Here is a 15,458-nt window from a genome sequence, read left to right as displayed (position 1 = left end):
CGTTAAATTAGCTGGAGTGAGGGATAATGCTGATTCAGTGATTTCTACAGAAACATTGCCCGTACAGGTTCCATCTTAGTTAAATTCCACTTTGTAGTTGCCGCCTGACAACCCAATAAAGGTAGGCGTACCGGCTAGCAATGTGCCTACTTGCTGTTCTACAAAACTGCCGCTTATTTCTTTCAGCAGCCTGTACTGGTATGGCGCCACTATACCGGTTACCTGCACCTGAAAACTTCCTTCCTTACCCCCGCAAGTTGTATTTGTTATATTGGCTGGTGTGAGTGTTAAGTCGCATTGGGCAATGGCTGGTGTAAAAAATGAAATACTGAGTAAAAAGGAAAAAAGAATGGCTAGCCAATTCCTGTTAAACGATTGGAAAGGGTTAAATTGGTCCATGATGTTAAAGGTTAAGATGGTGAATAAATAGAACCTTAAACCGGTCTTGGACAGGAAATTGGTGGGAACCTTGCTAAGTAAACACAGAGCGGATTGTGTATCGTTTTAGAGAAAGAAAAAGCCGGATTTCATATCGGATGATGTTTGATATTGGCTAGATAAAGGAAAGAACGCTAATAAATTTAAATTAAAAATTTACTAGTATACAAATTTAATTCCGGGGAGCTCTTATTCAGATGCACCAAAGGAAAAAAACAGGATTCTTTTTATACATTTATCGGATGTCCGATCTCATAACCTATTCCTACAACACCCCCTCTTCCTTACTAAAGGACCAGCAGGGTGATCAACTCTTCCTGTCCAACTACAGCGAAGTGCAAAAGAAAACGAACCCCTGCTTTTTCTGGGGCAGACTCAAAGACCCGCATACTACCGCCCGCTGTTTGATCGCGCTTTCCAATGTGGTTCAGTCGAGCTTTAGTTTATCCCCTTTTGAAATGGCCAAACTCAAGGATCCTATTGTTACCGCCGGTAATGAAAAGATTCGTTTCGAAGGTTTTTCCCATTGCGCAGGCGTTTATGCAAGAGTGGATGTGCTGCCAGATGGCCATGATGGTGAATTCATTGATACCGGAACCACCAATGTGGATTTTAATCAGCCCATGATCTCCTCCCTGAGCAGGATAAGCAAAAGCGAACACATGCTCTTGTCGGTGGGCAGCAAGGAAGTTAGCATCATTGCCGGAAACAGGAAAGTGGTTGAACGCAAAGTACCACTACCAGTGAAATGGATCAAGGGTCTTACTTCGGTGCAACTCTTCCTGGCAGATACCGAACATCGATTTACTTTCAACAGAATGCAGGCCCTCCAACTTTTTCAATCATTGCCTTCAGGTTCGGTTAAAACAGACTATTACGTATTGGTTCGGGGTGGGAGAGCGCAGTTCACGCCGGTGAAATCAGCAGAAGCAGTATGTGTGGGTGGGATACACCGACTTAAATTAATAGCTCCCCTGCTTCCCATGGCGGATGAACTCAAAGTTTTTGCCCACCCGGATATGCAGTCCACTACCTGGCAGCTCTATTTCGGTGCAGTACGATTTAGCCTCACCATCTCCCGCGATAGCTGGAGAGGATTCTCCGGCGAAGGCGCTGCACTGGAAGAGCTGTTGGAAGATATTCCCCAGCACTGGGTTGACCTTACCGACAACTACAGCTATGCCAATCACGAATTCAATCCTACGCTGTTTGCACTGGAGGAAGATATCGACATGCAGAAACTCTCGTCCATCACTGCCCGACTCTCTGCCATGGGCCTGCTTGGTTTTGATGTAGATGAGAATAGATTCTTCTATCGTCAATTGCCTTACAAACTTGAAAGAATTCTGAGTCTGAATCCCAGGCTTAAAGATGCAGAGAAATTGCTGGAAGAGGGTAAGGTGGAGATCGTGGAAAATACATCCGACAAATTGGAGGCACGCGTTCAGGGCAGTGGCGTAAAGCACGTTGTTATTATAGAAGGAGAGAAGAGCCGTTGCACCTGCACCTGGTTCGCTAAACACCAGGGCGAGCGGGGCTTTTGTAAACATGTACTGGCAGTCAAAAAAATGAATGGAAGTTGATATGACGAAAGAAGAAAAATTCAAGCAAATAGTAGAGGACGGACTGGAAAAGGAAATCCTTCCATTTTTACAGGATTGCTCAGCGGCAGAACGCAAGGCATTTGTACCCAACCTTAAGAAGCTTTCTAAATATTATCTGGATTATACCCACCAGAATGGCAATTGGAAGCAACGAGGAAATCCAATGCAGGCACTTGTACTGAAGCGAGCTCATTTTGTTTGTTATAACCGTAAAGAATATGAAAGTTCTGGTGGTTCCTGGTCCGTGGAAAAGGATATTCTTGGTGAAATCCTGCCCTGGTATTGCCCTTCCTGGTTCAGCGATTATATCAATGGGTTTGCCTCCAGGGATTTCCTGCCTACAGAACTGCGGTATGATTATATTCTTTTATTAGAGCACCAAGGTTACCTGGAACCTCAGCCTTTATTGATAGCAAGATCACTTTCAAGATGGATCTTTGAAAATGACCAGCATGGAAATGGCTTTCATCCTGAAAAATTGACGGCAAATAAGGTTACGCTGGAAGCGCATATCTGGCATATGTTCCAGACTGAATCAAACATACATGCCGCCAACCGCTGGATTTGGGTAGATGGGAAGCAGTTGGAAAAGGGATGGCTTGAAACATTGATCGCCCATTGTGAAGCTGGCAATATCTCCCGAACCCGTTTGCTGCAGGAAGCGGTACTTGCCTCCAACAGGAACTTCGACAAAAATTTATCGGGTTGGTTCATCACGCTTTTTGAAACCTTACAACCAGCTGATGATGAACTAATGGCCCTGCAGGAAGAGCTGTTAACCCTGCTTTCATCCCCGCACAGCAAAGTTGTGAATGGGAGCCTCAAAGCCATTAAATCCATAGTTGAAAAGAATGGTTTTGCAGTACAGTCCTTTCTTGATTATATCCCTGTACTGCTTAGTTCCGAAACTAAAGCAACTGTTACGTTGGCCTTACAGTTGATGGAGAAGATCGCCAAAAAAGAGAAGGCCTACAGCGAACAGGTTGCGCTTCTTGCTGCATCCGCATTTCTTCAAAAAGACGACGGATTACAGACCCGCGCAGCTAAGCTGATTCAAAAATTTGGAAAGCCTGAGAATCCGGAGATAAGAGATGCAATTTCACTGAGTGCTGGATTTATGTTATCCGGTCCGCGTGAGCTGCTTGTATCTTACATGGACAGCAATATGCAAGGTCAAGAAGTAGAAGAGCAGGAGGTGGGTGAAATGAATTTGAATAATTTTGAGCCTTTAACTCGTATCAAAGATGTTGATGAGCTGGTTTTTCTTACCGCGCAGTTGTTTGACAACAACCAGTCCTGGCATGCTGACCAATTTCTGGATGCCATCGTTCGCCTGCAGGATACAATCAGGGAAGAAGACCTGGAAAAGTTTGCTCCTGCCGTGCAGCGGGCATTGAAATTCTTTTTTGGTGATTGGCGGAGTGGCCAGGGCATTGTGGATAGTATGCTGGCAGGTGTATTCCTGGATTTTATCCTGCTGCAGGCAAAGAAGTATCCCACTGGCAATGGAGCTATCCTCAAACTCTATGCATCATTTTTGGGAAAGTCGGAGAAAAACAAAAAGGTATGGGAAGAACATGGTGTTGCTACAACTTTTTATACCGATCCCGATAAGTATACCGCGCTCCTGTATCAGCCCTGGAACTTTTTGTTTAAAGGAATACTGGCATCCTTGCGGGCGGAGCGGGAGCGTATCATCCTCTCCACACCTACCCACCTGCCGCACTGGATCGATCCGGTAATACTGATACAACGACTGAGCCAGTGTCAGCAAAAAAAGTTGGAATTGGAACCCATGGATTTACAAATCTCCCTCTGCAGATGCTGGCTCCAGGAACCATCTGAAGCCATTGCTCTTGCTGAGCGTATCTTACAGGGGGAACTTAAGCAGCTTATGCTGTTCCTGCTGGAACCTGATCGGAAACCAACAGGACCATTTTTGCTTCAAGAAGGATGGATGACAGCAGCTTTGTTAAAGCGACCGGATGTGCTCTATCCTGAATTATCCGCACTTCCATATTTGGATAAGCCGCTTGTTGTATTTACTGGTCAATATAACTGGCAAACGAAGGAGGAAGAGTATGAATATGTAAACTACGAATGGACGGATGGCAAAATGAAAGATGTGAAAGCTAAAGCCATACGAAAAGTGATCAGGCTGGATTTTCCGGAAAAAAATCAACCCAAAGAAGAAACCGGATTGAAAAAGATTGTCGCTCTTTTCAAGCGTGCAAAACTTCGGGTAGATGACTTGCCCCCCTTGATGGTTGAATACATGAAGATTGACCAGACTTTTCTGTCGAGGGAAGATTTTGACATGCGCCGGCTGCATGGGTTAGCACCAGGTTATCCGGAACCGCTGATGGCGGCCATACTTCATCAATGCCTTAAAGAAAATCAATTTACTGGCGAAACCGATAAGCGCGCGGTCATAGCCTTGCTGCAGGCTTATTATGAATCCCTTGTTAGATTGGGCGAAATGGGCCATTTGTTTTTATCCGCCAGCCTCTTGTGTTCAGATAAAACTGCTGCTACCTATGCTGCTGAAATATGGATCCGTGACCATGGCAGGCTGAATAATAAACTGTTGGGGGAAATGTTGGGCAAACACCAGCGCATTGAGTTTGCGCCTATGAAACGTTTTACTGACCTGGTGGTGGCAAAGATGATGTCGGTATCTGCTTCTGCCAATGCTGCACTGGAGGTGCTGCTGGATTCGATGATAGAACAATTGCCCAAGGAACCCGTGAGAGGACAAAAGAAGTTATTGGAAATACGTACTGAACTCGGCAAACAAAAAAAACATGGTTTAAATTGATGGACATGAAATTTTTTGTAGTTTAGTTTCTACGCATTGATCTTCTATCATCTTTTCAAGAAACATTTCCATTTCTCTAACAATCCTCAGAACGATTCACGAACGGCTCACTGACGGTTCAATAACGATCCCGGAACGATCAAACAGTAATGCCCGAACGGTACTTGTTGACTGAATGGATAGACCAAAGTACCCGAATGGACGATGAAAAGTACCTGAATGGTAAAAAAACAAATGGGCGCAAAACCTGTTCCTTAGAACAAGCTTCGCACCCTTTGTCTCATTAAACCATTAAACCAATTCTACGGACGGATCGTTGAATCCTGTTTCATTCGGGACGGACCTGGTTTTTTCAACATGGACGATTGGACTATACTGGTTTTCCAGGGATTGGATCGTTGGATATTGTAGAGCCATTAACACCACAAAGATCTCTACTTATCAAACCCTGGACAATAGACAAACTTGACATTTCATGTAGAAAATAAATTACAGATTTGTAAGATTCTATATACCCTCTCACCTGGGCTGTTTTCCACTCTTGATAAGTAACTGTGATTTTCTTCCCCGCCGGTACAACGATTTTGGATCCCGAACGGTCACTGATTTACCTTTAAACCGTTCTTATGCAAAAATGCCCGCTCTTTCTTTGCCTGTTTGTACTGCTCACTGGTTCTGCTTGTCAGAAAAACGATCCGGTTCCTGCACCACCTCCCCAGGGTTCAATGATTCCGAATACAGGTGAGCTCGTGCGTTCCATTCAATGGAGCAATGGCACCCTTGCTCAGGTGCAATACAATGCGGATAGTTCCCTCAAACAAATCAATTTCAGCTTGTTGAATTCAGTTGGTTCCACCATTTTTGAATGGGAGGGCGGAAAGATGAAGGGTATGTACGACAACCGCTCTCTTTATAAAAATACCTATCACTACGATGGCAATCGAGTATCCTATTACATCAATACCACCCGCGATTTTGTGTCGGCCACTTCCTATAAGATGGAATACCTCTATAACGCCAATGGACAAGTGTCAAAACTCAATTACCTGACCACCAACGAAGCGGGTTCCAAATTAAAAACCACCACTTCCTATGAATACAATACAGCAGGTGATCTGGTAAAAGCTACCACCACATCAGACAATTCTGTGATCACCCATACCGTTGACAGTTATTCCGACTCCGCAGATTTTAACCCGCTGCTGTTCATTGAAGTCGGACTCTATGAATATTATACTCTTTATAACCTGGCAGTTTTCAGCAACCTGAAAAAATATCCGGCTAAAATTACCCGCACTATCAAAACCGGAGCCAATGCCGCATATATTGATAGAATTGTTGAACATGTTTGCGACATCACAAACCGCCGGATCAATAAAATAACATCTCATTCCACCTATCCGGCCAATCCGCAATACAATAGTTCTATTGAAGCAATTTTTAAATACGATTAAGACGATCAGCTTGCTTCCTGAAGTGGCACATTTACAATAGCCTGCTCACGGTAACGCTTAGGTGATAAGCCGGTAGTTTCCTTGAAGAGTTTATTGAAGTTGGAAATCGTCTTATAGCCACAGTTGTAAGCAATCTCGGAAATGGTCCAGTCGCTATCAAGCAATAACCGGCAGGCATTGCTGATTCTCACCTGGTTGAGATATTCTACAAAATGCAGGTTGTTTCTCTTTTTGAAAAGCCTGCAGAAACTCTGGGGAGTAAGATTGGTGAGCCGTGCCACATCTTTCAGCTGAATATCTGATCGGAAATTTTCATGCACATACCGGTACACTTCACAGAGGCGATCCTTTTCACTCTTATTATCGTAATGCACAAATTCCGTTGCATTAATCTGGGCCAACTCGGTGGATTCAGCCAATAATTGCAATATTTCCAACAAGAGCAGGATCCGCTGAAATCCCTGCGCATGTAATATCTGTTCTATTTTCTCTGCAACCTTGTCGCGGGTTTCATGCTGGATGGCAATACCCAGCTTGGATACCCGAAGCATATTTTTCAGACTCTCCGCTTCCGGTAAATCAAATAAACCGCATTCAAATAATTTGGGATGAAAATACAATACTATAGAGGTGGCTGTGGTTCCTGCCTGCCCATTGATAAAACTGTCGTCATTGATCCAGATATGGGGAAGGGATGGACCAATCAGCACCATGTCACCCGCTTCAAAGCGTTCGATCTGGTTTCCAACAATCCGTTTCCCATAACTCTCTTTAATGTACACCAACTCAAATTCCGGATGTACGTGCAGGGGAGCACTGAAAAAAGATTCTTTTCTTTCCATTACCGAGAACATACTGTTGATCTTCGGTGCAATTTCAGTTTGTAGAATTTTCATGTTGCAAACAATCGGGGTGAGAAATAAGATCCTTCTTAAATATTCACTTTAAATTTACTGAATTTTAACCTAATGACGTTTCAGGAGGTTAAAATAGAGGAAGAAACAGGGAATAAAAAGAAACCAATCCGGTCTTGCCCTTTTGTTTTAATTTAGGAGGTTTACTGCAATCAACGATTCATGGATTCTTCGAGTACTACCCGGACAACTAGTTCATTGGCGGCCCATTCCCATATTGCCAGGGAGTTTTCTAGCCGGTTTGGCCATTCTCCTGATATTTTGGTCAGCTCTCCCGGCCGGATTAACCTGATTGGAGAACATACCGATTATAACCTGGGATTTGTTTTACCCGCCGCCATTGATAAATATATTCATATCGCGATCCGCAAACGCAAGGACAAAGAACTGCATTTTTTTGCCGCGGATTTTGCCAGCTCCTATACCGGAAAACTGGGAAATTGGGAGAAAAGCAGCCTGCAATGGCCGGATTTTCTCCTGGGTGTCCTCAAGGAATTTGATGAACACGGTGTTGAGCTTTTTGGGATGGATCTCTGTTTTGGGGGCGATATTCCCTCCGGAGCCGGACTTTCTTCCTCTGCAGCCATTGAATGTGGACTGGCACAGGCGATCAATGAGCTAAAGCAATTGAACTGGCCCAAAATCGAACTGGTTCAATTAGCCCAGGCCGCTGAAAATCGATTTGTAGGTGTTCAATGTGGCATCATGGACCAATTCGCTTCCATGTTTGGCATGAAGGACAAAGCCATCCTGCTCGACTGCCGCAATCTCAAGTACGAATACATTCCCCTTGCATTGGACCAGTATGCCATTCTCCTGCTGGATTCACAGGTAAAACACAGCCTGGCCAGCAGTGAATACAATGTGCGCCGGGAACAATGTGAAATGGGCGTAAAGGCACTCCGTAAAGTATATCCTCATGTAAATAGCCTGCGCGATGCCAATCGCGCGATGATTGAATATACCCTTAAAGACCAGGTTCCTGACCTGGTTTACCATCGTTGCAAATATGTAGTAGAAGAAAACCTCCGCCTGCAGGTAGGTTGTGAAGCGCTTCGGAGAAACGACCTTGTATCCTTCGGCAAGAAAATGTTTGCATCCCATGTTGGTTTGAGTAAACTGTACGAAGTTTCCTGTCCTGAGTTGGATTACCTGGTTGAACTGGCTCGACTCGAACACAGTATCATTGGTTCCCGGATGATGGGAGGAGGCTTTGGTGGCTGCACCATCAACCTGATCCGTAAGCCCTTTATTAATGAAGTGGTAGAACGTATCACAACAGCCTACGAACAGAAATTTGCAAAAACACCAACGCCCATCATCTGTCAGCTTTCCAACGGAACGGCTACTGTTTCTTCCTAATTGAAAAGAAATAGTATTTTGCTGCCAGATCATGCTGTCTGCAAAAGCTCAATATGCCATTCATGCCCTAACCTATCTGGGAGAACATTACCAGCAAGGCTTCATTCCTATTAATCAGATTGCCGAAAAAAGAAGAATACCTGCCAAATTTCTGGAAGCCATTTTACTGGAACTCCGAAAAGCGGGTATACTTGGCAGTAAGGCCGGCAAAAATGGAGGATACTATCTGCTGAAGCCCCCAAGAGAGATTCCCATGGTTACCATACTACGACTGATGGATGGCCCCATTGCATTACTTCCCTGCGTGAGCAAGAAATTTTATGAACCCTGCCGGCTTTGTCCTTATCCGGAATCCACCTGTAATATCCGGCTGATTTTCCTGGAAGTCAGGGATGCCACACTGCAGGTAATTGAAGGTAAGACCCTCCAGCACCTGATGCAGAATGATTACCAGGATCCTTCCGATTTTGTTATTTAACAATTTATAATTGATTATAAATCAATTATTTGATCTTATTTTTTCCATTTATCTAAAACATCTATTAAAACTATAGGAATTATCGTTAATAGTGTATAATTTTGGTCCGGTAAACAATCTGAGCAGCCCTCCTGCGTTTAAGTGGAACTGCTTAGCAGAAAAACACCTCTGAACTATGAGTAATGCGAGCGTAGCCCTTCCGTCGAACCTATTTTCCTCCCAGGAACAAAAAAAGGTGCAGGAAATCATTCAGCATTTCAATTCCCAGCAATTGCAATGGCTGGCCGGTTATCTGACTGGACTCCAGCACAGCAACCAGCAACTGCTTCAACTGATCAACCGGATCCCGGTACCACAGGAATCCATTACCACCGAACCCATTGCAGCACAGGATAGTATTACCGTGCTCTATGGTTCTAAAAGTGGTAACTCCAAAAAAGTAGCCAAAAACCTGCATGATAAACTGATTGCACGTGGATTTACCACTGTATTGCAGGACATGAACGCCTACCAGGGCAATCGCCTGAAGGACGAAAAATGGCTGCTCGTGGTAGTCAGCACCCACGGTGAAGGAGATCCTCCTCCCGCAGCGGAAGACCTGCATGCATTTATCAATAACAGGAAGGCGCCCGCACTACCCAATACCAAATTTGCAGTGCTCGCTTTAGGAGATAAGAGTTACGCCAGCTATTGCCAGACAGGTCGCGATTTTGATAATCGCCTCGGTGCCCTGAAAGCAACCCGCCTGCTGGATCGTTTCGAAGCAGATGTGGATTATGAGGATACTGCCGAAGCCTGGATTGAAGCTGTAATTAATAAGGTACAGGAAAGCTTTGGCACTGCTCAACCTGCAGTCAGCGCTATTACACATGTGAATGGGAACGGGCAATTAAAAGAAGCCACTGTTACCTATAACCGAAAAAATCCTTTTTCCGCCACCGTGCTAGAGAATATTCAGCTGAATGGCCGCGGCTCCGCAAAACAAACCTATCACCTTGAGTTATCACTCGAAGGCAGCGGACTGCAATACCAACCGGGAGATACCCTGGGTGTTTGGGTGGAAAATCATTCCAGCCTGGTGGAAGGATTGCTCGCCTATAAGAAATTCAATCCCGATACCCGCCTTCAAATAAAAGATACAGATATCAGCCTTTTTGAATTCCTTCAAAAACAGGCAGAGCTTACTACAGTGAGTGGCTCCTTCCTGGCAGCTTACTCAGCGTTTGTAGATGATCCGGCTCAGGCACACCAGTTGAATTCTATTCTGGCAGATAAACAGGCGCTTTCTTCCTTTGTATATGGGAAGGATGTTTGGGATGTATTACAGGAATTCCCCAGCACCCTGAATGAAGAACAGCTTGCTGCTATTTTATTGCCCCTGCAACCCAGACTCTATTCCATCGCTAGTTCTCTCGAAGCACATCCCGAAGAAGTCCACCTGACTGTAGGACGGGTAGTTTATAACAACAACAACCGCGAACACAGGGGAGTAGCTTCCAATTTCATCGCTGATGTGTTGCAACCCGGGCAGCAGGTTTCCGTTTTCATTGATACCAATGAATCCTTCCGCCTTCCGGAAAACCCAGATACCCCCATTATTATGGTGGGACCCGGAACTGGTATTGCTCCCTTCCGCGCCTTTGTAGAACAGCGCGCTGAATCAGGTGCTTCCGGAAAAAGCTGGCTCTTCTTTGGGGATCAGCATTTCACTACCGACTTTCTCTATCAGACAGAGTGGCAACGTTTCCTCAAGCAGGGTAACCTGACGCTCATGAATACTGCCTTCTCCAGAGATACCGATAAAAAAATCTATGTACAACACCGGATGCAGCAACATGCACAGGAGCTCTACCTGTGGTTGCAGGAAGGCGCTCATTTTTATGTCTGCGGGGATGCCAAACGCATGGCCAAAGATGTAAAACAAACGCTCATCCAAATTGTGCAGGAACAGGGCAAACTTGAACCTGAAGCAGCTCAGGACTACGTAAAACAATTAGTGAAAACGGGGCGCTACCAGGAGGACACCTATTGAAGTGAGAAGTGAGAAGTGAGAAGTGAGAAGTAGGAAGTGAGACCCAATTCAAAATTCATAATTCATAATTCATAATTCCACATGAATCAGGATAAATCCAAACTCAGTGAAGTTGAACACATAAAGGAAAGAAGCCGTTTTCTGGAAGGCACTATTCAGGACAGCCTGAAAGATGAGGTTACCGGTAACCTGTATGCGCAGGACCAGCAACTCATCAAGTTTCACGGCAGTTATGTGCAAAGTGATCGCGAACTGGACAAAGAAAGAAAGGCACAGAAACTGGAGCCCCTGTATTCCTTTATGATACGGGTGCGCGTGCCAGGTGGTGTTGCTAGTCCGGCTCAGTGGATTACCATGGATAACCTGGCTACCAAATATGGGATGCCTACCCTGAAACTCACTACCCGCCAGGCTTTCGAGCTGCATGGTATTCTGAAACACAACCTGAAACCTACCATTAAGGAGATCAATGAATCCCTGATGGATTCCATTGCAGCCTGTGGTGATGTAAACCGGAATGTGATGTGTACCGTAAATCCGTACACCTCCAATATTCATGAGGATGTTCAACAGGTAGCCCTGGCCGTTAGTGAACACCTTACTCCAAAAACAAAAGCTTATTATAAAATTTGGGTGAACGATGAACAGGTGGCGGGTCCGGTTGAAGATATCACCGAAGAACCTATTTACGGTAAAACCTACCTGCCCCGGAAGTTTAAAATCACGTTTGCCATTCCTCCTTATAACGATACCGATGTGTACGCACATGACATTGGTTTGATTGCAATTGAAGAAAACGGGAAACTGGCCGGATTTAATTTCACGGCTGGTGGTGGTATGGGCATGACTTTCGGCGATGAAAATACCTTCCCCCGCCTGGGTAACCTGCTGGGTTATGCGCCGGTAGAGAAGGCAGTGGATGTATGTGAGAAACTGCTTACCATCCAACGCGATTATGGCAACCGGGAAAACAGAAAACTGTCCCGCTTTAAGTACACCATCGAAAGAGAGGGACTTGATTTTGTCAAAACAGAACTGAATAAACGATTAGGATACGACCTGGAACCTGCTAAGCCTTACACCTTCACTACCAATGGCGACAGCTATGGCTGGGTGAAAGGCGCCAATGGTAACTGGTATAATACACTCTATATTGAAGGTGGTCGGGTTAAAGACACCGAGCAGTTTCAATTGCGTAAGGGACTTCGGGCAATTGCTGAAATCCTGGAAGGTGGTGATTTCCGGCTGACCGGAAACCAGAATATCGTGATCGGAAATGTATCCGAAGCGCTGAAACCCAAAGTACAGGAACTCCTTGTACAACACGGATTGGAAGCACACCAGGATGTAACCCCGCTTCACCAGCATTCTATCGCCTGTGTGGCATTGAATCTATGCCCGCTTGCCAATGCTGAAGGAGAACGTTACCTGCCCAGCCTGATCACAAAAATTCACGCGATACTCGAGAAATATGGCATTCCAGAGCAACCGATCACCATACGGATGACAGGTTGCCCGAATGGTTGCGGAAGGCCCTATCTTGGAGAAATTGGATTTGTTGGCAGAGCACCTGGCAAATACAACCTGTATTTAGGCGCAGCGTTTAATGGTGACCGTATGAATGTATTGCATAAGGAGGCCCTTAGTGAAGAAGAGATACTGGCAGAACTGGATCCCCTGATTGCTCAATATGCAGCAGAACGTACACCCAATGAGCATTTCGGAGATTTCCTGGTGAGAAAGGAAATCATTCAACATAGTTATTCCAAAGCTGATTTTCACCTGGCATAGTATGAAACCCGCAACCTCAAAATCTGGAAAAGTGTATATCACAGGGGCTGGTCCCGGTGATAGCCAACTGCTAACCCTCCGCGCTAAAGCTGTTATTGAGCTGGCTGATACCATTCTGTTTGATAACCTGGTTAACCAGGACATCCTTGATTGGGCAAAACCCGGAGTGGAAAAGATATTTGTCGGCAAATTGCCTTATTGCTCTGTGATCACACAGGAAACCATCAACCAATGGATGGTAGACAAGGCACTCGAAGGAAAACAGGTGGTTCGTTTAAAGGGAGGAGATCCCATGATCTTCGGCAGGGGAGCAGAAGAAGCAGCTTTTCTGAAGGAAAATGGAATTGAATTTGAAATCGTGCCGGGCGTTACCAGTGCTCTTGCAGCTGGCGCCTACAGTGGCATTCCTATGACACACCGGGATGCATCCCAAATGGTGCTCTTTGTAACCGGGCATACCAAGAAAGGCAAAAAGACCGGATTGAATTTCGACTGGCCCATGTTGGCAGCCTTTGACGGCACCATTGTTTTTTATATGGGGGTGAAAAATATTGGCGAAATTGCGAGCCACCTGGTAAATGCCGGGAAATCGGTTGAAACATTGGTGGCCGTTGTTGAAAATGGAAGCCTTCCTCAACAAAAAGTGGTAACCGGAACGCTCACTACAATAGGTCAGGAGGTGGAAGCAGCCGGCATCGGAACACCGGCCCTCATCATCGTGGGTGAAGTAGTCAAATACCACCAGGAAATCAATTGGTTTGCCAGCATACAGGAACAATATCATCAACGAATTGCCTAAATCAAAAGCGAATGAGTTTACAACAAGGATATATCCTGAGTGCTTCAGTACCACAGAAAAAAAGAGTGATTGAATTTTCACTCGATCTTTTCGAATACCTGTTCCCGGTAGTTGAAAACGAAAAGAATTATGAAAACAAACACAAGCGAAAAGCGGACAGCCTGAGAAACAGCCTACTGGAAATTTTGTATGCTTTTAGCGAAGCCTATCAACTGGATGAAGAAAAAATTGCCAGCGCTTTTTTTGAAGAGCTGGAAGCCTGCAAATCCTGCTTGTTGGAAGATGCCACTGCCATGCTGCAGTTTGACCCCGCTGCCAAATCGATTGAGGAAGTGGTAATTACCTATCCCGGTTTCCAGGCTATTGCTGCCTACCGGGTTGCCAATATCCTGTATCGCCTGCAGGTTCCACTAATCCCCAGGATCATTAGTGAACATGCGCATTCTACCACAGGTATTGATATTCACCCAGGTGCCACCATAGGCGTGCCCTTTATGATTGACCATGGTACTGGCGTGGTAATTGGAGAAACTACTGTGATCGGAAAAAGTGTCAAAGTTTACCAGGGTGTAACTTTTGGTGCCCTTGCTGTCAAGAAAGAAGAAGCAGAAACCAAACGTCACCCTACTATTGAGGATAACGTAATCGTATATGCGAACAGTACGATCCTTGGTGGAAAAACAGTTATTGGACGCGATAGCATCATTGGCGGTAACTGTTTCATTGTTGAGTCAGTGCCTGCGATGAGCATAGTGTATCACCAGCCCATCATTACTGTTAAGAACAAAAAAGATTTTACAGAACCATTAAACTGGGTTATATAAATTATCCTTCACCTTAAATCAGAAACCATGATTGCACAAAACATCCTTGAAACAATTGGCAACACGCCGCATGTAAAATTGAACCGCCTTTTTGGTTCGGACCATTCTGTATACATCAAACTGGAAAGGGCAAATCCGGGTGCCAGTATTAAAGATCGAATTGCGCTTGCCATGGTGGAAGACGCCGAAAAGAAAGGCTTGCTTCACAAGGATAGTGTAATCATCGAGCCAACTTCCGGTAACACTGGTATTGGGCTGGCTATGGTTGCAGCTGTGAAAGGATATAAACTGATCCTGGTAATGCCTGAAAGCATGAGCATCGAAAGACGCCGCCTGATGAGTTTGTATGGAGCCAGTTTTGAATTAACCCCTCGGGAAAAAGGCATGAAAGGTGCTATTGAAAAAGCAAAGGAACTGGTTGCCGCCACTCCGCATGGATGGATGCCCCAGCAATTTGATAATCCTGCCAATACGGAAGTGCATCGTCGTACTACGGCCCAGGAAATCATTAAAGATTTTCCTAACGGGCTGGATTACCTGATAACAGGTGTAGGTACAGGCGGACATATAACAGGTTGCGCAGAAATCCTGAAAGAAAAATTCCCCAACCTCAAAGTGTTTGCCGTTGAACCGGAATTATCACCGGTATTAAGTGGTGGTTCTCCTGCTCCACACCCAATCCAGGGTATTGGTGCCGGTTTTGTTCCGGGTATTTACAACGCAGCAGTAATAGATGGCGTGATTGGCGTTTCAAAAGATGATGCTTTTGCTTATGCGCAACGTGCTGCTAAAGAAGAAGGCATTTTTATGGGCATCTCTTCCGGCGCATCCCTGGCAGCGGTTGCAAAAAAACTGGCCGATATTCCTGCAGGCAGTACCGTGCTCACGTTCAACTACGATACCGGAGAACGTTATTTATCAATTGAAGGACTTTATTAAGAACT

Annotated in this window: 12 protein-coding genes; 10 read left to right on the top strand and 2 right to left on the bottom strand. The window is 45.1% G+C overall.

The window, feature by feature from the left end; translation table 11 throughout:
- Nucleotides 1-75 precede the first annotated feature (75 nt).
- Entirely contained in the window at nt 76-399 is a 324-nt protein-coding gene (locus MD536_RS04600) for a hypothetical protein (RefSeq protein WP_239596228.1), read from the bottom strand.
- 281 nt (nt 400-680) lie between these two features.
- On the opposite strand from MD536_RS04600, the gene MD536_RS04595 reads away from it, so the two are divergent.
- The 3 genes from MD536_RS04595 to MD536_RS04585 all read left to right on the top strand — a co-directional run bounded on the left by MD536_RS04595 (nt 681) and on the right by MD536_RS04585 (nt 6,314).
- Entirely contained in the window at nt 681-2,021 is a 1,341-nt protein-coding gene (locus tag MD536_RS04595) for an SWIM zinc finger family protein (protein ID WP_239596226.1), read from the top strand.
- 1 nt (nt 2,022) lies between these two features.
- Nucleotides 2,023-4,860: a DUF6493 family protein gene (locus MD536_RS04590; RefSeq protein ID WP_239596224.1), complete on the top strand. Its 2,838-nt coding sequence runs from the start codon at nt 2,023-2,025 to the stop codon at nt 4,858-4,860.
- Between the two features lie 626 nt (nt 4,861-5,486).
- Nucleotides 5,487-6,314: a hypothetical protein gene (locus tag MD536_RS04585; RefSeq protein WP_239596223.1), complete on the top strand. Its 828-nt coding sequence runs from the start codon at nt 5,487-5,489 to the stop codon at nt 6,312-6,314.
- Nucleotides 6,315-6,319: 5 nt separating this feature from the next.
- Here the strand turns inward: MD536_RS04585 and MD536_RS04580 are convergent, their stop codons facing one another.
- Nucleotides 6,320-7,210: an AraC family transcriptional regulator gene (locus tag MD536_RS04580; protein ID WP_239596221.1), complete on the bottom strand. Its 891-nt coding sequence runs from the start codon at nt 7,208-7,210 to the stop codon at nt 6,320-6,322.
- 180 nt (nt 7,211-7,390) lie between these two features.
- On the opposite strand from MD536_RS04580, the gene galK reads away from it, so the two are divergent.
- From galK to cysK, 7 genes are all read left to right on the top strand, one after another.
- The gene (gene galK / locus MD536_RS04575) at nt 7,391-8,590 is read left to right on the top strand and encodes a galactokinase (RefSeq protein ID WP_239596219.1); all 1,200 of its coding nucleotides are present in this window, start codon (nt 7,391-7,393) and stop codon (nt 8,588-8,590) included.
- A 31-nt stretch (nt 8,591-8,621) separates the two neighbouring features.
- Nucleotides 8,622-9,068, top strand: coding sequence for an RrF2 family transcriptional regulator (locus MD536_RS04570; RefSeq protein ID WP_239596218.1), 447 nt, complete (start codon nt 8,622-8,624; stop codon nt 9,066-9,068).
- 175 nt (nt 9,069-9,243) lie between these two features.
- Nucleotides 9,244-11,100: an assimilatory sulfite reductase (NADPH) flavoprotein subunit gene (locus tag MD536_RS04565; protein WP_239596216.1), complete on the top strand. Its 1,857-nt coding sequence runs from the start codon at nt 9,244-9,246 to the stop codon at nt 11,098-11,100.
- Between the two features lie 81 nt (nt 11,101-11,181).
- Entirely contained in the window at nt 11,182-12,891 is a 1,710-nt protein-coding gene (locus tag MD536_RS04560) for an NADPH-dependent assimilatory sulfite reductase hemoprotein subunit (RefSeq protein ID WP_239596214.1), read from the top strand.
- A gap of 1 nt (nt 12,892) precedes the next feature.
- Nucleotides 12,893-13,690: a uroporphyrinogen-III C-methyltransferase gene (gene cobA, locus MD536_RS04555; protein ID WP_239596213.1), complete on the top strand. Its 798-nt coding sequence runs from the start codon at nt 12,893-12,895 to the stop codon at nt 13,688-13,690.
- A gap of 11 nt (nt 13,691-13,701) precedes the next feature.
- A complete protein-coding gene (gene epsC / locus MD536_RS04550; protein ID WP_239596211.1) occupies nt 13,702-14,514 on the top strand; it encodes a serine O-acetyltransferase EpsC in 813 nt (270 codons plus the stop codon).
- A 27-nt stretch (nt 14,515-14,541) separates the two neighbouring features.
- Entirely contained in the window at nt 14,542-15,453 is a 912-nt protein-coding gene (cysK, locus tag MD536_RS04545; RefSeq protein ID WP_239596209.1) for a cysteine synthase A, read from the top strand.
- The last annotated feature ends 5 nt before the right edge of the window (nt 15,454-15,458 follow it).

Source organism: Flavihumibacter cheonanensis (assembly GCF_022352215.1).
GTDB classification, from domain to species: Bacteria; Bacteroidota; Bacteroidia; order Chitinophagales; family Chitinophagaceae; genus Flavihumibacter; species Flavihumibacter cheonanensis.
The sequence above is the reverse complement of the archived record's forward strand: the minus strand, read 5'-3'. Positions and strand labels throughout refer to the sequence as shown.